This window comes from Pantoea sp. X-Soil-YNGN-775, assembly GCF_059730575.1.
Genome location: NZ_AP035945.1, coordinates 2,724,649 through 2,746,957, shown reverse-complemented (window position 1 = coordinate 2,746,957; position 22,309 = coordinate 2,724,649). Strand labels below are relative to the sequence as shown.

The window sequence follows — 22,309 nt, the reverse complement described above, 5'->3', positions numbered from 1 at the left end:
CAGATAAGCGTCAGGAGGGGCGGAAATTAACCTTCTGTGCGGCCAGGTAATAAAGTTAATTAACGGCGGAAAACCATGTTTACATTACGCCAATCGCAACGGCGGATCGCAGGCAAAAAAAATGCCGGACAAACTTGTCCGGCGGGAAATTAGGGTAAACATCTCATTCGGGGTGAATGAAGGTAATAATGAAATAAATGATGATAGCGGGATCTATTGTATTGCCTGATGACGCATAAGTTTTATCATTCAGTGCTTCAGAGCATTCCGAGATAACCTGTTGATAACCAAGGATGCGAAATCAGGTTGGCTTTTTGTGCCATATTTTTTATCGATACGTGCTGGTTATTAGTTCCCCAAAACTTACATTCAGAAATAACTGTTTCGAACTATGAAACAGTTTTGGAAATTTAGTAGCATTTTCGTGATGGATTATTGCCCGTTATAAAACAACAATGGCTTGCCGGCTGAATTTTTAATCATTCAGTTCGCAGTGGCAAATAATAAAGGCACATTACAGAGGGTAATAAAATGAAACGTCGCGTTCTCTCCCTGATGATCCCTGCGTTGCTGGTCGCAGCAGGATCGGCAAACGCAGCTGAAATCTACAATAAAGACGGCAACAAATTAGACCTGTTTGGTAAAGTCGATGGTCTGCACTACTTCTCTGATAACGATGGTTCTGACGGCGATCAGTCTTATGTCCGCTTTGGCTTCAAAGGCGAAACCGAAGTCAGCGATCAGCTGACCGGTTACGGCCAGTGGGAGTATCAGGCGGCGCTGAACAATGCAGAATCTGAAGGTACAGCTGACAGCTATACCCGCGTCGGTTTTGCCGGTATTAAGTTTGGCGATGCAGGTTCGTTCGATTACGGTCGTAACTACGGCGTAGCTTACGACATCGGCGCATGGACCGACGTGCTGCCGGAATTCGGTGGTGATACCTATGGCGCGGATAACTTTATGTTCCAGCGCGGCAACGGTATGGCGACCTACCGCAACAGCAACTTCTTCGGCCTGGTCGATGGCTGGAACTTTGCGGTGCAGTATCAGGGCAAAAACGGCAATGGCGATGAATCACCCAACGGTCGTGATGTGCTGGGCCAGAACGGTGACGGCTGGGGTCTGAGCACCACTTACGATCTCGGTTCCGGTTTTGGTATCGGTGCGTCAGCTTTCCAGTCTGACCGTACCAACGACCAGAACGGCAACCAGGCGGGTATCCTCGGTCGTGGCGACAAAGCAGAAGCCTACACCGGCGGTCTGAAATACGATGCCAACAACATCTATCTGGCAGCGATGTACACCAAGTCTTACAACGCAACCCGCTTCGGCAGCAGTAATTCGCCGGTGTTTGGTTATGCGGATAAAGCGGAAAACTGGGAACTGGTGGCGCAGTATCAGTTCGACTTCGGCCTGCGTCCATCGCTGGCGTATGTCACCTCACGCGGCACCGATGTGCAGGGCTGGGGTAAACAAAACCTGAAGAAATACATTGATGTAGGCGCGACTTACTACTTCAACAAAAACATGTCCACCTACGTGGATTACCAAATCAACCTGCTGGATGACAACCAGTTCACCGATCAAGCCGGTATTAATACCGACGACGTGGTGGCACTGGGTCTGGTTTACCAGTTCTGATTTGTGCAGGTGCGCAGCGCGGGCTGCGCACCTGAGTCACTAATCCTTTTCCTTTATCTCATCTGCCGTTCGCCACTTTTTCGCTTTCGCGACTGCCGTGACCGGCGAGACCACACTGCCAAATCGGGCACCTTCAAAAGCCACGCCCGCCAGAGAAAAGGCTGAAAAGCTCAGCCACTGATGCCAGGCCGCCTGCAGGTTCTGTGACGTTTTCATTCTGCACCTCTCAGAGATAAACACTGTTTCAACAGTGCAGAATTCATGCCAGCTTTACCGCTCTGATAGCCACGGCTCTGCCGCCGCTTCTGGTAAACTTGCCGCACATTATGATGAGGCCGTTGCCCCGTTCAGGTGCAGCGCTGCAGGCTAATGGCGCGCCCGTGACAGGGCCATGTGACGATGACGACGCTGATGCCAGACTTTGTAGCTGCTGAAAATGAACAGACTCAGGGCGATGGCAAGAATCACGTAGATCATCTGCTACTCCTTAATTAAACCAAACCGTTAAACGTAAATCGCCCGGTTACGGGCGGATGCATAGTAGATGACGGGTTGATACTGTCGTCATTAGCCGCCGGATTCAACCCTCTTTTACGCTCTTTACCAGCGATTTATGCTTTGTAGCAGGAATAGATAAATTTTTACAAGTGAGGATTGATGAGGTATCAGATTAATCTGCTGTCTTTACCGTTTGCCATTCTGTTGTTAGCCGGTTGTGATAAACCAGCAGCGACCTCATCGATGGTGCTGGAAGGCAAAACCATGGGCACGGTCTGGCGGGTCAGCCTGGCGGGCGTTGACAGTGAACGCAAAGCCGCACTGCAGCAGCGCATTCAGAAGCAGCTCAACAGTGACGACGCTGAGCTTTCTACCTGGAAGCCCACATCGGTGCTGTCGCGCTTTAATCAGAGCAGTGAACTGACGCCCCAGCCGATCAGCGAGAATATGGCGGATATCGTCACGCTCGCCTTGCGCATTGGTGCTAAAACCGGTGGAGCGATGGATATCACCGTCGGACCGCTGGTTAATCTGTGGGGCTTTGGCCCGACAAAACAGCCGACCCGGACGCCGGATGAGGCGGAAATCGCGGCGGCCAAAGCACAGACCGGTCTGCAGCATCTGCGGGTGGTGCAGGGCGCGGGCGGCCAGTGGCTGCAAAAGGATCTGCCTGGGTTATATGTTGATCTCTCAACGGTAGGTGAGGGCTTCGCCACCGATCATCTGGCGCGCCTGATGGAGCAGTTGGGGATTAATAATTATCTGGTCTCGGTTGGCGGGGCGGTGCTGAGCCGCGGGCTTAACGCCCGGCACCAGCCGTGGCGGGTCGCCATTCAAAAGCCGACTGACCGTGAGAATGCGGTGCAGGCGCGGGTCGATCTGCAGGGACACGGCATCAGCACCTCCGGCAGCTATCGCAACTATTATGAACTGGACGGCAAGCGCGTTTCTCACGTCATCGATCCTGTAACCGGCCGGCCGATTGAGCATAAACTGGTTTCGGCAACCGTGATTGCCACCACCGCGCTGGAGGCCGACGGCTGGGATACTGGGCTGATGGTGCTGGGCAGTGAAAAAGCCAAAGCGCTGGCGATCCAGCAGCAGCTGGCGGTCTATCTGATCAGTAAAGAAGGGGACGGTTTCGTCAGCTGGATGTCACCGCAGTTTGCCGCCTTTTTGATTAAACCCGAGTCGACAGGAGCACCCTGATGTTAGATCTGTTTAGCGAAGAGCAACCGTGGCAGGAACCGCTGGCTGACGGGGCGGTGATCCTGCGCCGGCGGGCGCGCGATGAGGCTGAAGCGCTCTATCAGCAGATTCTGGCTATCGCCGACCAGAATCCGTTTGCGCATCGCATTACGCCGGGCGGGCACCGCATGTCGGTGGCGATGACCAACTGCGGCGACTTTGGCTGGTCAGTGGATTCACGCGGCTATCAATATCAGCAGCAGGACAACCTCAACGGCCGCAAGTGGCCGCCGATGCCGCCGCTGTTTCGCAGCCTGGCGCAGGCTGCGGCGCGTGAAGCGGGCTTTCCCGGCTTTAATCCGGATGCCTGTCTGCTCAATCGCTACGAACCGGGCGCGAAGCTGACCCTGCATCAGGACAAAGATGAGAAAGATCTGCGGCAGCCGATCGTCTCAGTCTCGCTGGGATTACCGGCGGTCTTCCAGTTTGGCGGGTTTGAACGTGGTGACGCCACCCAGCGGGTGCTGCTGGAGCATGGCGATATTGTGGTATGGGGCGGCCCGTCTCGCCTGCGTTATCACGGTATCCTGCCGCTCAAGCCGGGCGTCCATCCGCTGGTCGGCGCATGGCGCTATAACCTGACCTTCCGCCGCGCCTTTTGATTCGTCCTGCCGCGCGCGGCGCAGTGCGAATAACTATTGCTATCATTTTGCATCACATTACACTGCAGGCTGTTTTTTGACTGCTGGATTGTCTGCATGACGTTGTTAAGCGTTGTTTTTCGCCAGTTTCGCTGGCCTTTTATCGGGGTTATCGCCCTGACGCTGCTGAGTGCGGTGTTGGGGATTGGCATGATCGCCTTCATCAATCGCGAAATGATCGTCGCGATCAATACTTCCTATGCGGTACTGCCGCAGTTTCTGTTGCAGCTGGTGGTACTGATGGCGGTCACGCTGGCCTCTCAGCTGGCGCTGACGATGCTGGGCCATCAGTTTGTCTGGCGGATGCGCGGTGAATTTATCAAACGCATTCTGGATACCCGGGTGGAGCGGATTGAGCAACTCGGCAGCGCGCAACTGCTGGCCGGTCTCACCAGCGATGTTCGGGCCATTACCCTGGCTTTTGTGCGTCTGCCGGAGCTGATTCAGGGCATCATTATCACCCTGGGTTCAGCAATCTATCTGGCCTGGCTGTCCCCCAAAATGCTGCTGGTGACCAGCGGCTGGCTGGCCGTGACGCTGGTGGGCGGCTGGATGCTGGTGTCGCGCGTGTATCAGCACATGGCGAAGCTGCGTGAAATCGAAGATCACCTCTATCGTGACTACCAGACGGTAATTGACGGACGCAAAGAGCTGCAGCTTAACCGCGAGCGCGCCCGTCAGATCTATGAAAGCGTCTATCAGGAAGATGCCACCGCCTGGCGGCACCATATCGTGCGGGCCGATACCTATCATCTCAGTGCGGTGAACTGGTCGAATATCATGACGCTGGGCGCCATCGGCATGGTCTTTTTTATGGCCAACAGCCTCGGCTGGGCCAACACGGCGGTGGCGGCGACCTTTTCCCTGACGCTGCTGTTTCTGCGCACGCCGCTGCTGTCGGCAGTCGGCGCATTGCCCACTTTGCTCAGCGCACAGGTGGCATTCCGCAAACTCAACGCCTTTGATCTGGCGCCTTATCAGCCCGAATTCCACGCTTCTCCGTCCAAAGCGGACTGGCAGACGCTGGAGCTACGGGATGTCTGTTTTCACTACGGTGAAAATGGCTTTAAGGTCGGCCCGATTAACCTGACCCTGCGCCGCGGTGAACTGGTGTTCCTGATTGGCGGTAATGGCAGTGGTAAATCGACCCTGGCGATGCTGCTGACCGGTCTCTATCAGCCGCAGTCCGGCAGTCTGCTGCTGGATGGCCAACCGATTGACGCTGACGGGCTCGATCACTGGCGTAAACACTTCTCAGCGGTGTTCACCGATGTACATCTGTTCGATCGGCTGATTAGTCACGAAGGCATTCCGGCGAACCCGGCGTTAGTGCAGCAGTGGCTGGAACGGCTGAAGATGCAGGACAAACTGAAGATTGAAGGCAATAAGGTGCTGAATCTGCAGCTCTCCAAAGGGCAAAGCAAACGTCTGGCACTGCTGCTGGCGGTGGCTGAAGAGCGGGACGTGCTGCTGCTGGATGAATGGGCGGCGGATCAGGACCCGCATTTCCGTCGTATCTTTTATCGCGAGCTGCTGCCGTGGCTGCAGGCGGCCGGCAAAACGGTATTCGCCATCAGTCACGATGATCACTACTTTATTCACGCCGATCGGCTGCTGGAGATGCGGGAAGGGCAGCTGAGTGAACTGACCGGCCGCGAACGCGATCTGGCCACGCTCGACTCGGTAGAACGCACCGATACCGGGCTTTGATGCCGGCTGGCAAAGCTTAGCAAAAAGGCATATTAGCGGCCTGCGCGGCGACCAGGTTATGCTGGAATTCAGCAGAGAGCAGGCTCTCTGCCATCCTGAAACTTCTTCTGTCGTCATGTGTTTACCCCGGCTAAGCCGCATTGCTTAGCCGGTTTTTTTAGGCCTGCTGCATCAGCAGGGTAATCACCTGATCGTCCTGCCATAAAAACTGCGCCTGCAAGCGGGTCCCTGTTGTGAAGCGATCGCTGAAATGATGAGTGAGCCGTAACGTGGCGCACTGACGCCGGAGATCGACCGTTTCCAGCGCCGCCTGCTGAAAATCCATCGGCTGATGCAGCTGAGGCCACAGCGCCTTATAAAGAGATTCTTTCAGTGAAAATAGCAGGGTGGCAGCAGCATTGAAGCCGATCGGCAGCGCCCGCAGCAGTTGCTGCTCCTGAGAATTCATCAGCAGGTCGGCGGTTTCATTGGCCGTTGCGTCCGACATCAGCTGTTCGACATCCACGCCGACACCACCAGGCTGACGGGTTGCTGCCAGCACCACTACGCCTGCGCTGTGCGACAGCGAAGCCTGCACGCCGGCGGGCCAGCACGGCGAGCGATCGGCGGCGTTGGTCAGAATAAAATCCTCAATACCGAGATGCGCCATCACACTGCGGGCCAGCAGTCGGCTGGCGAGATACTCGGCACGGCGTTTTTTCACCGCCTGCTGCAGACGAGCGGGCAGCGGCAGTCCCCACCCAACGGCAAGGGCATCACAGTAGTGTTGCGGGTCAAAGCGGCTCACCGCCAGCCAGGGATCGCTGTCGCTCAGGTGCTGAGAAAGGATAAAGCCGCCTGCGGGAGGCGGCAGCGGAACGTCGGGATAGCGCATGCGGTGCCGTGATCAAAGCCAAAAGGGCATTAAATCAGGCGCGGGATGCCGGGGCAAGCCGACCGCAGGGATCAGTCGTTCGGGGGAATAGCAAAACTTTTCAGTGAAACGACAAAATGGTGGTGACCTTTACTGATGCGAGCGCCGCGGTCGCACCAGTGGCTCGCCAGACGAAAGAAGTCGTCGCTGCCAATGTCGTACGCCAGTTCCACTTTGCCAATGCCTGAATGCAATAACGCTTCTGCATCCTTCAGGCTTTTCGCTTTGATCGCCATAAAAATTATCCATCAATTTCAGGGGAGACCAGAGTAGGCAATTTTTGTGACATTTTTGTTTCAGTTTGATGAATTGGCGTCGCGTTGTGCTTATTTTGTGAGGCAGACTGGATTTCACTGCAACAGGTAACTGCCTGAAAGCGCGCAGGATGTTGCCTGGCTGAGCAGGCGAGTGCGGGAAGATATCCGGCAATCGGGCAACAACCGACCTGGCACCGCGGCTACAGCCATAGACCATAGAAAAGGCCGCGTCTGGCGCGGCCTTAGTGGGTTACTTCTTGTCTGGCGGAGTTGGTTGCTTATCGCCGGACTCTGGTGCTTCGGTTGGATCGTCTTTTTCGATTGCTGTCATGAACTCTCCTATCGTTACCCACACGCTTTTCAGTATAGATCGGAATACCCAGAGCGCGAGCTACGTGACCGGTTGATGACTAAAAAGCCGCTATTTCGCTTCGCATGACGTTTTCCCCGCGCCTGGACGCAGCAGAGCAGAATACTGTTCTGCGCCACGCCGCATCGCTTTAATTCTGTGAAAGCGCTATTGCTGCGGCTCAACGGCGGATAAGACGCTGGGCAAGAGACGAGACTCACGCTGACGAGTCAGGTACCGTCTGGCATTGCGCAATAGCCGTCGGGCGGGCGACATAAGCCTCTATGGCTGGCGCGCTTTGCGTCCGCTTAACGCTTTGGCTTAGCTGATTGTAGTGACGTACAGACAGAGGCGGATCAAAGAGGTGAGCGGTTCAACAGTGCGTTTAGAAGTACAGCTTCTTTCCCGGTTGCTTCGCTGGGCTGCTGCTGAGAAGAGGATAGAATGTAAAGGCGTGGTAGCAGGTCAAGATCTTACAGGTCAAGCTTATGGAATGAGCTATGCTGAGTCAGAGGATGCCGGAAAACTTCCAGCTGAATTTGAGCGTAAAATAGCATCATATGATAAATGCAAATAAGCACCAGAAAAGGCATTACCTGGTGTTGATTCTGAATGGTTCATTCGATACGGAATAAGTTTCAAGCATGAACGCGAACAGATGAATTCAAACATTGAACGCATACGGAAGTTATTTGATCTTACCCACTAATACTAAAAACAGGACTCCGCACCAACGAGAATAAATTGCACACGTAGCAACATAATGGTTTTGGTGGGGTGGGCTTTGATGGCTTACACAGTGTGGCACTTGTTCTTTTAGTAGCTTGTAACCACTCAATTTTACTGAGTTTATAAAAAAATGAAATTTAAAGTAATTGCGCTTCTTGTTCTGGCTGTCTCTGTTCCTGCTGCTAACGCTGCATACAACCCTAGTGAACATGACGCCGCTATCCAGCAAATCAATCAGGGCTTGAACCAGATCAGCAACGCACAAGCGCCTAACCAAATCACAGACGGTCACAATAACATTAACGCAGGTATCAGCCGCATAGAGGCCATGACAGGTGGAACCTATGCCGGTTCTATTCCTGCTGGCACTACCGCACCGGCACAACCTGAACGTAATACAGCGGCTGACGCACACAATTACGCTGCTACAGCGGCAAGAGCCTATAACGCCGCTCTTACTGCTGCTAAATATGCTGCTGTTAATCAGCCGGTGAAAAATGATCCTACCGGTACACCCGTTACACAAGGCCCGGTAGTGAATGCCACGGCTTACCGTGCCGGTATTACACAGCAACAGCAAAAAGCTATCGGTGTCGCTCCTACAGCAACGGTATCTACTGCTGTCGCTCCTACAGCAACGGTATCTACTGCTGTCGCTCCTGCAGCAACTGTATCTACTGCTGTTGCTCCTACAGCAACGGTATCTACTGCTGTCGCTCCTGCAGCAACGGTATCTACTGCTGTGGCTCCTGCATCTATCAACGTTTCAGCCGCTACCCTGCATCCAGATACTCCGGTTAGCGTCTCGATTAATGGCGTTACACATGCTACAACGGCTGGCGCACTGGCTGCTATTGATCCTGCTATACAGGTATCCGTTCCATACATTGCCGCTTTCCAGCGTACAACCATTAAAGGTGGACGTGAGAACCATTCTCATGGAGGTTCACACGTTCAGGGTGATAACAACGGCAATAGCAACGCACACGCTCACGCTATGGGCGCTCGTGGTCAGGGTGGACAACGATCAGGTAAATCGGCTGCTGATAATTTCTAACGGTGAGCTATGCCGCTCTGGTTGATGTTCTCTAAGGGGACGCCATGTAGTGGTCATCAAAAACTGGCCACGGCTTTAGAGTTTTTCCAGAACAATCTTTCTGATTCATCCGGCGTCAAACCACCATTATATTGATGGGGTCTGAGCTGGCTGTAATATCCTGTGATGTAATTCGTTATTGCCGTGCGGACTTCGCTAAAATTAGCGTAGCCATTATCCGGTACCCACTCTGTTTTCAGGCTTCTGAAGAACCGTTCCATTGGGCTGTTATCCCAGCAATTCCCCGGCGACTCAGGCTTTGCTTTATCTGATATCTCCACAGTAACTGTCTGAAATTCCTGCTGGTATAGTGGCTGCCTTGATCCGGGTGATACAGTAAATTAGCCGGCTTTCCTCGTGATTCCCAGGCCATCGACAGCGCTTTAGCTGTCAGTACAGAATCCGGGAAAAATGACATAGCCCAGCCAGTCGGTTTACGGGAAAACAGATCAAGCACTACGGCCAGATAAGCCCAGCGTTTACCCGTCCAGATATAAGTCACATCACCGCACCAGACCTGATTAGGCCCGGTTACAGCAAACTGGTGTTCCGGATAATGGGGGATCTCTAGGTGTTCCTTCTGCTCAGGTGTCATGGGTGAAGCTATGGGTGATTTTCCCGCTCGCTCATCTTTCAGTTGTCGAACCCATTTGTCCATCGTGGATTTGCCGACACTCATCGCTGTGGCAGCGGCGGCAACGGTGTAGTGCTGATCGAGTACAAGCTGGGCAGCTTCGAGGCGAAACCCGGGGCTAAAATTGCGTCTGTTACGTCCGGTCATAATGTCACCTGTTTTGACTATGAGGTGATGATATCACCTCTGTTCAGGTGGCCAAATTCAGTGTGCCACTACACAGTTACCTCTGTGCGTTCACAATGCGTCATGTGTATTACGTCATAGCGTGCATGAAATGCGTTAAAGAGAGGCACGTAGCGCAGCCTTGGGAGCAGCATAGCGAACGCAACGTCAGTTGCTGGAGCGTAGGAATAGAGCACAGCGATATTCAGTCCTGTCATGGGAAGGAAAAGGGGCAAGAAGAAGGGGAGAGTGTACACAAGGGGGAATTGCACAGGTGCAGAAAAGGCCATAAAGTAAAAGGGCTAACCTTTCGATTAACCCTTTGACCTATTAGAGTAATTTGGTCGGCACGAGAGGATTTGAACCTCCGACCCCGGACACCCCATGACCGTGCGCTACCAGGCTGCGCTACGTGCCGAACACTGGACAGTCAGTCTACTGGTTCTCGCCATGAATGCAAGACGCCAGCCGACTATTTGCCTCATTATTAATCAGTTAGCGATAAATCGCTTCTCTTCCGTCAGCACCTGTAACAGCAATGCCAGCTCCGGTTTATGATCTTTTAACGCCTTGCCGTGCGCATCATAGGCGCGGTAGCTGCCGTTGTTGTTCAACACCAGCGTCACCTGCGGCGTGGTAATCACCAGCTTGTTCTCTTCGCTACTGGCAACCCAGTCGTGGCGACGGCGTGCGGCAAACAGATCTTCGCCCTGCGAATAGTTAACCGGATTGGTGCGGACATGCAGCAGGCGCTGCATCAGCGTCGCCATCACGTCCTGATGGTCAGAAAGACGATCCACCGTTTGCGCAGGGGTATCTGGCCAGTGAATCACCAGCGGCACCTGCAGGGTCTCCCGATTTCCGGCACTGTCAGGATTCCCTTCCAGCGCCAGTCCACGCTGGGCGGTAATCACCACCACGGTATTTTTCAGTAAATCACGCGCCTGCAGGGTATTAAGCACCGCGCTAATCTGCTCATCAACCGCCGGTGCCTGACGCAGATAGCTGCGCTGGCGTGCTTTCGCGTTGTCGCCAGAAACGTCCGGGCCATTCAGCGCCACCCACGAGAACCACGGATTGCTGGCATCGTGCTGTTTCTCCAGCCAGTTCTGCCACTGGCTGACGGTACTGGCATTGGGCTGACTGTTGCTGGCGGGCAGGGTGTAATCGGTCAGCAGCGCCTGACGATAGAGTGGGGGATTAAACCCTTCAGACGAAAACAGGCCGAACTGATAGCCCTGGGTGCTGAGTGCTCCGAGCAGGGCAGACGGCGTACGCGACGCCAGTATCCCGTTCATGTAGCTGGAAGAGATACCGTAAAACAGGCCAAACAGCCCTTTTTCCGGCGTATCGCCGGCGCTGTAGTGCTGGGTAAAGCGCACATTTTCACTGGCAAACTGATTCAGCTGCGGCAGCGCTTTTGCCAGCGTAGCGTTATTCAGGCCATCGACGGTCAGTACCAACAGATTATTGCGGGTGCCTGCGTCGCGGAAGGTAATCTCACTCAGCGGATATTCAACCGACACCGCTTCCGGATCGCCTTGCTGCACCAGACGACGCTGATACTCCTGCGCATCCAGTAAGCCATGACGCTCAAGGAAGCGACGGGCGGTCATCGGATAGGAGAGCGGCAGGTTAGCGCGCTGCATGGTAATCGGGCGATAGAAGTTGGCATCAGCCCAGATATACATCAGATGGCTGGCAAAGAAGGCGCTGATAAACAGTGCGGCAACCGGTTTACCAAATGAACGGCGATTGAGGCTGCGCAGCTTCTGCCAGCTCCAGGTGGCAAACAGCATCTGTACCAGGAAGATCAGCGGCACGCTGATAAACATCAGCTGCCAGTCACGCGCCATCTCGCTCTGGTCGGGGTTGATCACCAGCTCCCACACCACCGGATTGAGGTGCAGGTGGAAGCGGCTGAACACCGCACTGTCGACCATCACCAGCGTCAGCCCGGCGGTGGCGACCACCGCCGAGATCACCCGCAACAGCCGTTGCGACATCACCACAAAAGTCAGCGGGAAGATGATCAACAGATAGGCGGCAAAAACGATAAAACTGAAGTGGCCAATCCAGCTGCTATAGGCGTAAATACGCCCCGCCAGCGAAGAAGGCCAGTCAGCGACCAACAGGTAGCGACTGCCTAAAATCAGCGCGAAAAGGATGTTAAACAGAGCAAACCAGTGCCCCCAACTGATCATCTGGGAGACTTTTTCGCGGTAGCGCTGCCGGTTGGTTACCATATTATGAGATCAAATCAGCAAATTAATGGGCGTTATCGTCACGTACCGACGCCTGCAAGGCATCAGCGAAAGATCGGGCCAGTGAACGACGTTGCGCAGGGGCGACATCGCTGTTAATCAAATTAGTCACCATGTTTCCCAGCACCATCAGGGAAAGATCGGTCGGGGCCTTGTCCTTCTGCAGGATTTGGGCCATTTCCGCGAGGAGTTGTTCCACGCGTTCGTCACTGTAACGGGAAGATTGTGGCATATCGTTATCTGAGCTCATTTCAAAAGGCGATATATTACCGGAACAGCGACCTTTTTTCCGCAATTTTATCGAAAGCGCACTGTTCGCTTTACGCATGGAGTTGAAAGCCGATGCCGGCGGTGTTTGAATACGCGCCTGTGCTAAAAGGAGAGTCTACCATGAGTCTGGATATCGACCAGATTGCCCTGCATCAGTTAATTAAACGCGATGAAAACCAGCTTGAACTGGTGCTACGCGATTCGCTGTTACCCGCTACCAACACGGTTAACGCCATGGTGGAGGAGCTGCACCGGGTTTACAGCGCGAAAAGCAAAGCCTATGGCCTGTTTACCCCGGAGAGTGAACTGGCGGACGCGCTGCGTAATTGTCGCCAGGGCAACGATGATTTTCTCGCTTTTAGCCGGGCGGCCACCGGTCGCCTGCGTGATGAGCTGGCAAAATATCCGTTTGCCGAAGGCGGCGTGGTGCTGTTTGTTCACTATCGCTATCTGGCAGTGGACTATCTGCTGATTGCGGTGCTCAACAGCCAGTCGAGCATGCGGGTTAACGAGCAGATGGACATCAGCAGTACCCATTATCTCGACATTAATCATGCCGATATTGTGGCGCGTATCGACCTGACCGAATGGGAAACTAACCCGGAATCAACCCGTTACCTGACCTTCCTGCGCGGTCGCGTTGGACGTAAAGTGGCTGACTTCTTTATGGATTTCCTCGGTGCTGAGGTGGGCTTAGACACCAAAGCGCAGAACCGCGGTCTGTTACAGGCGGTGGATGATTACTGCAGCGAGTCGAATCTCGATAAGCAGGAGCGTCAGAACTACCGGCAGCAGGTCTACAGCTACTGCAACGAGCAGCTGCAGGCGGGTGAAGAGATTGCGCTGGAAGAACTGTCGGGCGAGCTGCCGCCGCTGGGCGAAAAAACCTTCCAGGCGTTTACCCAGGAGCAGGGTTACGAGCTGGAAGAGAGTTTCCCGGCTGACCGCAGCACCCTGCGGCAGTTAACCAAATTTGCCGGCAGCGGCGGGGGACTGACGCTGAATTTTGATGCGATGCTGTTAGGAGAACGCATTTTCTGGGATCCGGCCACCGATACCCTGACCATCAAAGGCACGCCGCCGAACCTGCGCGATCAGCTTCAGCGCCGGACCAGCAGCAAATAAAAAAGCCGGGCTAAGCCCGGCTTTACCTGCGTGCCACCGTTTTCACCCGGCAGCGCCAAAAGAAAAGGGCCGGTTTCGCAACCGGCCCTTCTGCTTTCAACCAAGCTCGCGATTAAGCGCGAACGAAGTCGATGTGAAACAGTTTTGGCTTGAACGGGTGACGCTGAACAGCCTGAACTTTCACTTTGGTTTCTTTACCGTCAACAGACAGGGTCAGGACTTCGTCGTAGAAACCTGGCTTAGCTTGCAGGTTCATTACGGAGTCGTGATCCAGGTCGATGGCAACAGCCGCTTCAGAACCACCGTAAATGATGGCCGGGAAACGGTTTGCTGTACGCAGGCGGCGGCTCGCACCCTTACCCTGCTCTTTACGTTCTACTGCATTGATAGTGAGCATTAATATATCTCTTTATTTAATTCCTGCTACAGGCGACCCAGTAACAGGCTGGTTATTCAATACCGCTGATGCACATGCAAAAGCGGGCGGCAGTATAGCCGTTATGCCAGGTGGTGGCAAACGATATACCGGCCCGCGCGGCGCTTAACGCAGTTCGTTGGCGCGACGGAAGCGGCCCTGATAGTCAAACATCTTCTCGCGGATCTGCCAGAACTGGCCTTTGGCCCGCGCCACCACAAAATCGGGATGGCGCAGTAACGGCTGCAGCGCCAGCACGTCGGCCGCAGTTTGCCAGCCAAGCGGCACGCCCGGCGCACGCTGATGCGGGCGCATAAACAGCTGCTCAAACGCCTTGCGTTGCGCCGGCGTCTGCAGGCGAAAACGTTCGCTGACGCTGGTGCCTTCCTCATCGTAATAGGTGGCTTTCAGCCATTCACCTTTGGCATCGCGGCCCTGTTCCAGCGTCATTCCGCCGCAGCGCAGCACCAGCGCATCTTTTAATTTCAGCGCCGCCTTCAGCATGTCGTCCGGATCGACCAGAATTTTGTCGCACTGGTGACAGCGCCGGGCGGCAATATCATTTTCTGCACCGCAGTCGGGGCAGCTCTTGAAGCGGAAGCGGAAGTCGCACTGCTCGCGCTCACCGTCGTCATCTTCCAGCACGCCCTGACAGCGGCGGCCAAAATGCTCAATCACCATGCCGTCGGCGGTGGCTTTGCCCCAGAAGGTATTGGCAAAGCCACAGGCCGGGCAGAACACCTGGACCGGCTGATTATCACTGGCACCTTTGGGCGCGCCTACTTCCGGGGTAAACAGGTCGTGCGGGTTACCGGCGTAATCAAGGATCAGGCAGTCGGTTTTACCCGGTGACAGCCGCAGGCCGCGGCCCACAATTTGCTGATACAGGCTGACCGATTCCGTCGGACGCAGAATGGCGATCAGATCTACGTGCGGTGCATCAAAACCGGTGGTCAGCACCGCGACGTTAACCAGAAACTTCAGTTGCTGCGCCTTAAACGCCACAATCAGCGCATCGCGCTCTTTGGCCGGGGTTTCCGCTGATATCAGGGCGCTGTTGACGGGTAACAGCCGCAGAATTTCACCCGCGTGTTCGACCGTAGAAGCAAAAATCATCACGCCGTGTCGATCTTCTGCGAACTCGACAATCTGGCGGATGATATGTGGCGTCACGCGCTGCTGCTGTTTCAGTTCGCGGTTGAGATCGGCTTCACTGAACAGGCCGTTGGACTGTGCCGTCAGGCGGCTAAAATCATACTGCACCACCGGCATATCGAGCCGCTCCGGCGGCACCAGAAACTGATGTTTAATCATGTAGCGCAGCGGCAGCTCGTAAATACAGTCACGAAACAGCGCCTTTTCATCACCGCGAACCATGCCATGGTAGTGAAACTGGTAAATCCAGCCCTTTCCGAGGCGGAACGGGGTGGCCGTCAGGCCGAGCAGCCGCAACTGCGGATTATGCTGCCGCAGATGGTTAAAAATTTGCTGATACTGGCTCTCTTTGTCATCGCCAATGCGGTGGCACTCATCGACAATCACCAGTGAAAAGGCGCTGTCGAACTGGTCCAGGTTGCGGGCGACCGACTGCACGCTGCCAAACACCACTTTGCGCTGACTCTCTTTTCGCTGCAGACCGGCGGCAAAGATATCCGCCTCCAGACCGTAGGCCTGATATTTACTGTGGTTCTGCGCCACCAGTTCTTTCACGTGCGCCAGCACCAGTACCCGGCCGCGCGCCAGCCGGGCCAGCTCGGCAATCACCAGACTTTTTCCGGCACCGGTCGGCAGCACAATAACCGCAGGATGGTGATGACGACGGAAATGCGCAACGGTGGCATTGACCGCGTCCTGTTGATAGGGGCGTAAGGTAAAAGACATGGCTATCACTTTTGGCAAACTGAGGGTAATTATGCCACGAAAGCGCGGTAAACGCGCTGTCAGACCGGCGCGGATCACGCTATACTTCCCGTACATTTTCAACGGTTAACCAGGCCGTTTCAGGTTCCCTCCGCAGTAACAGGCAAAACGAATTCATGCGACTCGACAAATTCATCTCTCAGCAACTGGAAATCAGCCGTGCCATCGCTCATCGCGAGATCCGTGGCCAGCGTGTCACCGTTAACGGTGAAGTGGTGCGCGACACCGCCTTCAAACTGCTGCCCGACCACGAGGTCGAATATGACGGCAACGTACTGCAGATGCAGACCGGGCCACGCTACTTCATGCTGAATAAGCCGCAGGGTTACGTCTGTTCAACCGACGATCCCGATCATCCGACCATCATCTATTTTATCGAAGAGCCGATGGCATTCAAACTGCACGCCGCCGGGCGTCTCGACATTGATACCACCGGGCTGGTGCTGCTGACGGATGACGGCCAGTGGTCACACCGCATCACCTCGCCGCGCCATCACTGCGAGAAAACCTATCGGGTGATGCTGGAATCGCCGGTTAGCGACGATACCGCCGCGCAGTTTACGGCTGGCGTGCAGCTGCACAATGAAAAAAGCCTGACCAAACCGGCACAGCTGGAGGTGATTACCCCAACCGAGGTGCTGCTGACCCTGAGCGAAGGGCGTTACCATCAGGTGAAACGGATGTTTGCTGCCGTCGGTAATCGGGTGGTGGGCCTGCATCGCGAGCGAATCGGTGATATTTCGCTGGATGCGGATCTGGAACCGGGTGAATACCGGCCATTAACCGCCGACGAGATCGCCAGTATCGGCATGCCGAAAGAGCTGCAGGTAAAATAACAGCGCTGGCTGACTGCAAGCGCGCAGCGGCCGAACGGTTTAATCAGCAAGGGCAGGAGAGGGTGTGCGCAAGGAAAAGAATTCGCCGATAGGATTGGTGGTAATCCTCGGTCTGTTAGCGATGTTGATGCCGCTGTCGATTGACATGTATCTGCCGGCGATGCCGCAAATTGCGCGTGAGTTTGGTGTTTCTGCCGGTAGCGTGCAGATGACGCTCAACCTCTACATCCTCGGGTTCGCCATCGGCCAGTTGATTTACGGCCCGCTGGCCGACAGCTACGGCCGTAAGCCGGTGATTGCCCTCGGTACGCTGATTTTTGCCGTCGCCGCCGCGGCCTGTGCGCTGTCGCAGACTATCGATCAGCTTATCGCCATGCGTTTTCTGCATGGATTATCGGCCGCTGCCGCCAGCGTGGTGATCAATGCCCTGATGCGTGACAGTTACTCGAAAGAGGACTTCTCACGCATGATGTCGTTCGTGATGCTGATCACCACCATTGCGCCGCTGCTGGCGCCGATTATCGGCGGCTGGCTGCTGTTGATCTGGAACTGGCACGCCATTTTCTGGGCGCTGTCGGCGGCGGCGGTGATCACCACGGTGCTGGTGACTACCCAGATTCGCGAAACCCTGAAACCCGAGCAGCGACAGCGTTTTCATCTGCGCACCACGCTGGGAAATTTCGTGATCCTGTTTCGGCACAAACGCGCCTTCAGCTACATGCTGTCGAGCGGTTTTTCGTTTGCCGGACTGTTTACCTTTCTCAACGCCGGTCCCTTTGTCTACATCGAACTGAACCACGTTTCACCGCAAAACTTTGGCTATTACTTCGGCCTCAATGTGGTGTTTTTGTTCATCTTAACCCTGATTAACAGCCGCGCAGTGCGCCGTTTTGGCCCGGTAGCGATGTTCCGTCTCGGCCTGTTGATTCAGTTCTGCATGGGCATCTGGCTGCTGATCGTCAGCGCCTTTGATCTTGGCTTTTTGCCGCTGGTGTTCGGGGTGGCGATGTTTATCGGTTGTGTATCGATGGTCTCATCGAACGCGATGGCGGTAATCCTTGATGAGTTCCCGCATATGGCAGGCACCGCCTCCTCGCTGGCCGGCACGTTGCGCTTCGGCGTGGGTGCGTTGGTCGGCGCGCTGCTGTCGCTGGTCAGTTTTAACAGTGCCTGGCCGATGGTTGGCACCATCGCGCTGTGCGCCACGCTTTCTCTGCTGCTGTTCTTCTACGCTTCCCGTCCACGTCACGCCTCGCATTAAGCGCATTCAGCGAGTCAGGCCGTCACGGTTATCCCGGACGGCCCGATCGGCTATGCCACTTTGTTTCGATATTGTGAAAATATTTAGCTAAAAAAGTAACCACATTGCGTCTAAAATGATTGTTAAGTGCTGCCGAACGCGGTACATATAGCCTGAATTGCGATACCACTCGCAAAAAAATAAATTCAGCGATTCGCTTTAGTGGGAAATGAGAAGCCGGGCCTTGACGTCCGGACACCGACGCCGTGACACCGGGCGACCACCACAAAGGGATGGCGAAGTAAATACTCCTGGGGACATTGATAACTATGCTGCAACTTTCGATTGTGCATCGCTTACCACAGCATTTTCGCTGGACCAGCGATCATCACAGTGCCATCGAAGCGGATGACACCACGCTGGACGATCAGGATTTTATCGCGCTGCGGTTAATCAGCCACGACGGCATTCCGGCCTGGGAGATCCTGCAGCAGCTGAAAGAGGTGCTGGCTGACATCCAGGTCGACTGTAAAGTCGCCGAGTGCGAAGGGCAGCCTTGCCTGTTTATCCAGCGCCGCGACGAAAGTGCCACCAACTGCTGCCTGAAAAATCAGGGCGTGGCGATTGCCGAAACGTTTATCGCTCGCTGAGTTGCGCTGAACGCAGCAGTTCGCAGGTGTATTCCGCCGCAGGCGAGGCAAACAGCATTTCACACTCCCCCTGTTCCACCACTTCCCCCTGACGCAGCACGATAAGCTGATGGCACAGGGCGCGCACCACCTCAAGATCGTGACTGATAAACAGATAGCTCAGCTGGCGCTGCTGCTGTAGCCGACGCAACAGCGTCAGGATCTGTTTCTGTACCGTGCGATCGAGCGACGAGGTCGGCTCATCCAGCACCAGCATCTCCGGTTCAAGGATCAGCGCCCTGGCAATGGCGATGCGTTGCCGCTGGCCACCGGAAAATTCCGCCGGATAGCGATGACGGCTCTCCACCTCCAGCCCGACCTCCTGCATCACCGCGATAACCTGCTGTTCCTGCTGCTGTGCGGTCAGCTCGGGCTGATGCACCGCCAGCCCTTCGGCGATAATCTGCTGCACCGTCATCCGCGGATTAAGCGAAGAGTTCGGGTCCTGAAACACCACCTGAATGCGCCGACGCAGCGGTAGCAGTTGCCGCCGTGACAGCTGATGCAGCGGCTGGCCATCAAACCAGACCTCGCCGCCGGCCTCAATCAGCCGCAGCAGCGCCAGGCCGGTGGTGCTTTTACCTGAGCCGGATTCACCCACCAGTCCGAGACTTTCGCCGCGCCGCAGGGTAAAACTCAGCGCAGAGAGCGCCCGTTTTTCGCCCACCTGGCGGCGGAACAGGCCACGGCGTAACGGGAAACTGACCCGAAGCCGATCGACCTGCAGGATCACCGGCGCGTCGGCGGGCAGCGGCAATGGCCTGCCTTCCGGCTCTGCCGCCAGCAGCTGTTGGGTGTAGGGATGCTGCGGCTGACTGAGCAGCGTCTGGCAGCGATTCTGCTCAACCACCTTTCCCTGACGCATCACGCTGACGCTATCCGCCAGCTGACGCACAATATTCAGGTTATGAGTGATAAACAGCATCCCCATGTTGAATTCGCGTTGCAGCTCGCGCAGCAGGGCCAGAATCTGTGCCTGCACCGTCACATCGAGCGCGGTGGTCGGCTCATCAGCGATCAGCAGTGCTGGCCGGGTTAAAAGCGCCATGGCGATCATCACCCGCTGACGTTCGCCGCCCGACAGCTGATGCGGAAAATCGTGCAGCCGGGCGGCGGGCTGGCGGATGCCGACCCGATCCAGCACGCTGAGGATTTCGCCGCGTGCCGCCGCAGGCCGCATACCGCGATGCAGCGACAGCACTTCGTACAGCTGCTTCTCCACGGTATGCAGCGGATTAAGTGACACCATCGGCTCCTGAAAGATCATCGCGATCTGGTTGCCGCGAATGCCGCGCAGCCGCTGCTCGCTGGCGCGCAGCAGATCCTCACCGTTGAACAGGATCTCCCCGCCCGGCCAGGCGACCGTCGAGGGAGGCAGCAGCCGCATCACTGACAGGGCGGTGACACTTTTGCCGGAACCCGATTCGCCCACCAGCGCCAGCGTTTCACCGGCCTCAACGCGTAATGAAACCTCATCCACCACCCGCTGCAGCCGTTCGCCCTGACGAAAGGCGACCGAAAGGTGGTTGATAGCAAGCAGTGGCGCAGTCATTCAGACTCCTTTGCCGGGATCGAAGGCGTCACGTACCGCTTCGCCGATAAAAATCAGCAGCGATAACAGGATCGCCAGTGAGAAAAAGCCCGCCAGGCCGAGCCACGGCGCCTGCAGATTATTTTTACCCTGCAGCAGCAGTTCCCCCAGCGACGGCGAACCGAGCGGCAAACCAAAGCCGAGGAAATCGAGCGAGGTCAGTGTGGTAATCGATCCACACAGAATAAACGGCAGGAAGGTCAGGGTGGCCACCATCGCATTCGGCAGCATATGGCGCAGCATAATCCGGCTGTCACTGACGCCCAGCGCCTGTGCCGCGCGGATATAGTCGAAGTTGCGGGTGCGCAGGAACTCGGCCCGCACCACGCTAACCAGGCTCATCCAGCCAAAGGTCACCGTCACCAGCAGCAGCCACCAGAAACCAGGCTGAATCACGCTGGAGAGCAAAATCAGCAGAAACAACGACGGCATGCCGGACCAGACTTCAATCAGCCGTTGTCCAATCAGATCAATCCTGCCGCCGAAATAGCCCTGCACCGCGCCGACCACCATACCGATCACGCTGGAAAACAGCGTCAGCAGCAGGCCAAACAGCAGTGAAATACGCGTGCCGTACAGCAGACGCGCCATCACATCACCGCCGGTTGCGTCGGTGCCCAGCCAGTTCTGCGCCGAAGGCGGGGAAGGGAAGGGCACCTGGGTGGCAAAATTGATGGTGCTGTCACTGAAGCGGATCGGCGCCCAGATCGCCCAGCCTTGCTGATCTATCCGCTGCCGCAACCAGGGGTCCTGATAATCGGCGGCGGTTGCCAGCACGCCGCCGTAATCGGTCTCGCTGTAGTCAAACAGCAGCGGCAAATACCAGCGCTGCTGATAATGCACCAGCAGCGGCTTGTCATTGGCGATCAGCTCGGCACCGAGCGACAGCAGGAAAATAACCAGAAAGAGCCACAGCGACCAGTAGCCACGTCGGTTATGGCGAAAGCGCTGCCAGCGCTGCTGATTCAGGGGAGATAAGCGCATCAGCGGCCCTCGAAATCAATGCGGGGATCGACCAGCGTATAGGTTAAGTCGCTGAGAACATTCATCAGCAGGCCGATCAGGGTGAAAATATAGAGCGTACCAAACATCACCGGGTAGTCGCGCTGCAGGGTCGCGTTATAGCCGAGCAGTCCGAGGCCGTTAAGTGAAAATATCACTTCGATCAGCACCGAACTGGTGAAAAACATGCTGATAAAGGTGGCGGGGAAGCTGGCAATCACCAGCAGCATCGCATTGCGGAACACGTGGTGATACAGAATGCGGCGCTCCGGCACCCCTTTGGCGCGGACGGTGACCACGTACAGTTTACGGATCTCATCCAGAAAGGCGTTTTTTGTCAGCATGGTCAGAGTAGCAAAGCCGCCAATCACCGTTGCCAGCACCGGCAGCGCGATGTGCCAGAAATAATCAAGCACCTGGCCGTACCAGGGCAGGCTGTCATGCTGCGGTGAGGTGAGGCCGCGCAGCGGAAACCAGTCGAGATAGCTGCCGCCGGCAAACAGCACGATTAACATGATGCCGAACAGAAAGGCCGGAATCGAGTAGCCAATAATGATGAAGGTGCTGCTCCAGATATCAAAGGCGCTGCCGTTGCGTACCGCTTTACGGATGCCGAGCGGGATCGACACCAGATAGATAATCAGCGTGCTCCACAGGCCCAGACTGATCGACACCGGTAAACTCTCTTTCACCAGCTGCAGCACCGAGGCGCTGCGAAACAGGCTGTCGCCAAAATCGAAGCGGGCATAGTCCCACAGCATTTCGCCATAGCGTTGCCAGATCGGCTTATCAAAGCCGTAGCGCTGCTTAATCTCCGCAATCACCTCGGGATCCAGCCCGCGCGCGCCGCGATACTGATTATCCGCCGGGTTAAGTGCATTCAGGCTGGCGCGGGACCCCGCGCTGTCGGCACCGCCGCCAGCCAGACCCGTGGTCTGACCGAACTGGATATTGGCCAGCGCCTGATCGACCGGACCGCCCGGTGCAATCTGCACAATAAAAAAGTTAAGGGTGATGATCGCCCACAGGGTGGGAATAATCAGCAACAGCCTGCGCAGAAAGTAAGTTGCCAA

21 protein-coding genes, 1 tRNA gene and 1 pseudogene are annotated in these 22,309 nt (G+C 55.8%); 10 read left to right on the top strand and 13 right to left on the bottom strand.

Translation table 11 applies throughout. The features are described 5' to 3' along the window. Positions 1-531 precede the first annotated feature (531 nt). Positions 532-1,644, top strand: a complete 1,113-nt coding sequence (ompC, locus tag AC6I8I_RS12920; RefSeq protein WP_312056722.1) for a porin OmpC — start codon at positions 532-534, stop codon at positions 1,642-1,644. Between the two features lie 39 nt (positions 1,645-1,683). Here the strand turns inward: ompC and AC6I8I_RS12915 are convergent, their stop codons facing one another. Beyond that, entirely contained in the window at positions 1,684-1,860 is a 177-nt protein-coding gene (locus tag AC6I8I_RS12915; protein ID WP_162836812.1) for a hypothetical protein, read from the bottom strand. Positions 1,861-2,010: 150 nt separating this feature from the next. After that, entirely contained in the window at positions 2,011-2,121 is a 111-nt protein-coding gene (locus AC6I8I_RS12910) for a response regulator (RefSeq protein ID WP_312055416.1), read from the bottom strand. 180 nt (positions 2,122-2,301) lie between these two features. Here AC6I8I_RS12910 and apbE point away from each other — a divergent pair, with 180 nt between their 5' ends. From apbE to AC6I8I_RS12895, 3 genes are all read left to right on the top strand, one after another. Then, positions 2,302-3,351: an FAD:protein FMN transferase ApbE gene (apbE, locus tag AC6I8I_RS12905; protein ID WP_497827930.1), complete on the top strand. Its 1,050-nt coding sequence runs from the start codon at positions 2,302-2,304 to the stop codon at positions 3,349-3,351. Beyond that, on the top strand, positions 3,351-3,992 hold the full coding sequence (alkB, locus tag AC6I8I_RS12900) for a DNA oxidative demethylase AlkB (protein WP_312055418.1): 642 nt from the start codon (positions 3,351-3,353) through the stop codon (positions 3,990-3,992). Before apbE ends, alkB begins: the two co-directional genes overlap by 1 nt. Positions 3,993-4,088: 96 nt before the next feature. Beyond that, positions 4,089-5,741, top strand: a complete 1,653-nt coding sequence (locus AC6I8I_RS12895; RefSeq protein ID WP_312055419.1) for a multidrug ABC transporter permease/ATP-binding protein — start codon at positions 4,089-4,091, stop codon at positions 5,739-5,741. A gap of 157 nt (positions 5,742-5,898) precedes the next feature. Here the strand turns inward: AC6I8I_RS12895 and AC6I8I_RS12890 are convergent, their stop codons facing one another. Then, positions 5,899-6,615: a 4'-phosphopantetheinyl transferase family protein gene (locus AC6I8I_RS12890; RefSeq protein WP_312759659.1), complete on the bottom strand. Its 717-nt coding sequence runs from the start codon at positions 6,613-6,615 to the stop codon at positions 5,899-5,901. A gap of 71 nt (positions 6,616-6,686) precedes the next feature. After that, positions 6,687-6,890, bottom strand: a complete 204-nt coding sequence (locus tag AC6I8I_RS12885; RefSeq protein WP_312055421.1) for a hypothetical protein — start codon at positions 6,888-6,890, stop codon at positions 6,687-6,689. Positions 6,891-7,624: 734 nt separating this feature from the next. Between AC6I8I_RS12885 and AC6I8I_RS12880 the strand changes: the two genes are divergently transcribed. Then, a complete protein-coding gene (locus AC6I8I_RS12880; RefSeq protein ID WP_497820347.1) occupies positions 7,625-7,837 on the top strand; it encodes a hypothetical protein in 213 nt (70 codons plus the stop codon). A gap of 282 nt (positions 7,838-8,119) precedes the next feature. Further along, entirely contained in the window at positions 8,120-9,046 is a 927-nt protein-coding gene (locus AC6I8I_RS12875; RefSeq protein ID WP_312055423.1) for a hypothetical protein, read from the top strand. A 56-nt stretch (positions 9,047-9,102) separates the two neighbouring features. On the opposite strand, the pseudogene AC6I8I_RS12870 reads toward AC6I8I_RS12875, so the two are convergent. The 4 genes and pseudogenes from AC6I8I_RS12870 to AC6I8I_RS12855 form a co-directional block, all read right to left on the bottom strand. Then, a pseudogene (locus AC6I8I_RS12870) lies at positions 9,103-9,866 on the bottom strand (IS3 family transposase). A gap of 359 nt (positions 9,867-10,225) precedes the next feature. After that, positions 10,226-10,302, bottom strand: a tRNA-Pro gene (locus tag AC6I8I_RS12865). A gap of 73 nt (positions 10,303-10,375) precedes the next feature. Further along, positions 10,376-12,130: an LPS biosynthesis-modulating metalloenzyme YejM gene (gene yejM / locus AC6I8I_RS12860; protein ID WP_312055424.1), complete on the bottom strand. Its 1,755-nt coding sequence runs from the start codon at positions 12,128-12,130 to the stop codon at positions 10,376-10,378. 22 nt (positions 12,131-12,152) lie between these two features. Beyond that, on the bottom strand, positions 12,153-12,380 hold the full coding sequence (locus tag AC6I8I_RS12855) for a YejL family protein (protein WP_009089108.1): 228 nt from the start codon (positions 12,378-12,380) through the stop codon (positions 12,153-12,155). A gap of 158 nt (positions 12,381-12,538) precedes the next feature. Here AC6I8I_RS12855 and yejK point away from each other — a divergent pair, with 158 nt between their 5' ends. Further along, entirely contained in the window at positions 12,539-13,543 is a 1,005-nt protein-coding gene (yejK, locus tag AC6I8I_RS12850; RefSeq protein WP_312055425.1) for a nucleoid-associated protein YejK, read from the top strand. Between the two features lie 112 nt (positions 13,544-13,655). Here the strand turns inward: yejK and rplY are convergent, their stop codons facing one another. Together rplY and radD are read right to left on the bottom strand one after the other, a co-directional pair. Next, positions 13,656-13,940 (bottom strand): 50S ribosomal protein L25, encoded by a 285-nt coding sequence (rplY, locus tag AC6I8I_RS12845; protein WP_013358540.1) that lies wholly within the window; start codon positions 13,938-13,940, stop codon positions 13,656-13,658. A gap of 144 nt (positions 13,941-14,084) precedes the next feature. After that, the gene (radD, locus tag AC6I8I_RS12840; protein WP_312055426.1) at positions 14,085-15,839 is read right to left on the bottom strand and encodes a DNA repair helicase RadD; all 1,755 of its coding nucleotides are present in this window, start codon (positions 15,837-15,839) and stop codon (positions 14,085-14,087) included. A gap of 155 nt (positions 15,840-15,994) precedes the next feature. Between radD and rsuA the strand changes: the two genes are divergently transcribed. The 3 genes from rsuA (at position 15,995) to AC6I8I_RS12825 (ending at position 18,604) form a co-directional block, all read left to right on the top strand. Further along, positions 15,995-16,714: a 16S rRNA pseudouridine(516) synthase RsuA gene (gene rsuA, locus AC6I8I_RS12835; RefSeq protein WP_312759669.1), complete on the top strand. Its 720-nt coding sequence runs from the start codon at positions 15,995-15,997 to the stop codon at positions 16,712-16,714. A gap of 64 nt (positions 16,715-16,778) precedes the next feature. After that, positions 16,779-17,975: a Bcr/CflA family multidrug efflux MFS transporter gene (locus AC6I8I_RS12830; protein WP_312759671.1), complete on the top strand. Its 1,197-nt coding sequence runs from the start codon at positions 16,779-16,781 to the stop codon at positions 17,973-17,975. Between the two features lie 308 nt (positions 17,976-18,283). Beyond that, positions 18,284-18,604, top strand: coding sequence for a YejG family protein (locus AC6I8I_RS12825; protein ID WP_312055429.1), 321 nt, complete (start codon positions 18,284-18,286; stop codon positions 18,602-18,604). On the opposite strand, the gene yejF is transcribed toward AC6I8I_RS12825, so the two are convergent. From yejF to AC6I8I_RS12810, 3 genes are read right to left on the bottom strand one after another with little or no spacing between them, the layout of a single operon-like run. Beyond that, positions 18,591-20,195 carry a microcin C ABC transporter ATP-binding protein YejF gene (yejF, locus tag AC6I8I_RS12820; RefSeq protein ID WP_497827929.1) on the bottom strand — a complete coding sequence of 535 codons (1,605 nt, stop codon included), beginning with the start codon at positions 20,193-20,195 and terminating at the stop codon, positions 18,591-18,593. The genes AC6I8I_RS12825 and yejF overlap by 14 nt on opposite strands. Further along, a complete protein-coding gene (locus AC6I8I_RS12815) occupies positions 20,196-21,218 on the bottom strand; it encodes an ABC transporter permease (protein WP_497827928.1) in 1,023 nt (340 codons plus the stop codon). Next, positions 21,218-22,309, bottom strand: a complete 1,092-nt coding sequence (locus tag AC6I8I_RS12810; RefSeq protein WP_497827927.1) for a microcin C ABC transporter permease YejB — start codon at positions 22,307-22,309, stop codon at positions 21,218-21,220. Before AC6I8I_RS12810 ends, AC6I8I_RS12815 begins: the two co-directional genes overlap by 1 nt.

Coding starts and splice junctions, on each gene's coding strand:
- ompC (WP_312056722.1), top strand. CDS start 532: ATGAAACGTCGCGTTCTCTCCCTGATGATCCCTGCGTTGCTGGTCGCA.
- AC6I8I_RS12915 (WP_162836812.1), bottom strand. CDS start 1,860: ATGAAAACGTCACAGAACCTGCAGGCGGCCTGGCATCAGTGGCTGAGC.
- AC6I8I_RS12910 (WP_312055416.1), bottom strand. CDS start 2,121: ATGATCTACGTGATTCTTGCCATCGCCCTGAGTCTGTTCATTTTCAGC.
- apbE (WP_497827930.1), top strand. CDS start 2,302: ATGAGGTATCAGATTAATCTGCTGTCTTTACCGTTTGCCATTCTGTTG.
- alkB (WP_312055418.1), top strand. CDS start 3,351: ATGTTAGATCTGTTTAGCGAAGAGCAACCGTGGCAGGAACCGCTGGCT.
- AC6I8I_RS12895 (WP_312055419.1), top strand. CDS start 4,089: ATGACGTTGTTAAGCGTTGTTTTTCGCCAGTTTCGCTGGCCTTTTATC.
- AC6I8I_RS12890 (WP_312759659.1), bottom strand. CDS start 6,615: ATGCGCTATCCCGACGTTCCGCTGCCGCCTCCCGCAGGCGGCTTTATC.
- AC6I8I_RS12885 (WP_312055421.1), bottom strand. CDS start 6,890: ATGGCGATCAAAGCGAAAAGCCTGAAGGATGCAGAAGCGTTATTGCAT.
- AC6I8I_RS12875 (WP_312055423.1), top strand. CDS start 8,120: ATGAAATTTAAAGTAATTGCGCTTCTTGTTCTGGCTGTCTCTGTTCCT.
- yejM (WP_312055424.1), bottom strand. CDS start 12,130: ATGGTAACCAACCGGCAGCGCTACCGCGAAAAAGTCTCCCAGATGATC.
- AC6I8I_RS12855 (WP_009089108.1), bottom strand. CDS start 12,380: ATGCCACAATCTTCCCGTTACAGTGACGAACGCGTGGAACAACTCCTC.
- yejK (WP_312055425.1), top strand. CDS start 12,539: ATGAGTCTGGATATCGACCAGATTGCCCTGCATCAGTTAATTAAACGC.
- rplY (WP_013358540.1), bottom strand. CDS start 13,940: ATGCTCACTATCAATGCAGTAGAACGTAAAGAGCAGGGTAAGGGTGCG.
- radD (WP_312055426.1), bottom strand. CDS start 15,839: ATGTCTTTTACCTTACGCCCCTATCAACAGGACGCGGTCAATGCCACC.
- rsuA (WP_312759669.1), top strand. CDS start 15,995: ATGCGACTCGACAAATTCATCTCTCAGCAACTGGAAATCAGCCGTGCC.
- AC6I8I_RS12825 (WP_312055429.1), top strand. CDS start 18,284: ATGCTGCAACTTTCGATTGTGCATCGCTTACCACAGCATTTTCGCTGG.
- yejF (WP_497827929.1), bottom strand. CDS start 20,195: ATGACTGCGCCACTGCTTGCTATCAACCACCTTTCGGTCGCCTTTCGT.
- AC6I8I_RS12815 (WP_497827928.1), bottom strand. CDS start 21,218: ATGCGCTTATCTCCCCTGAATCAGCAGCGCTGGCAGCGCTTTCGCCAT.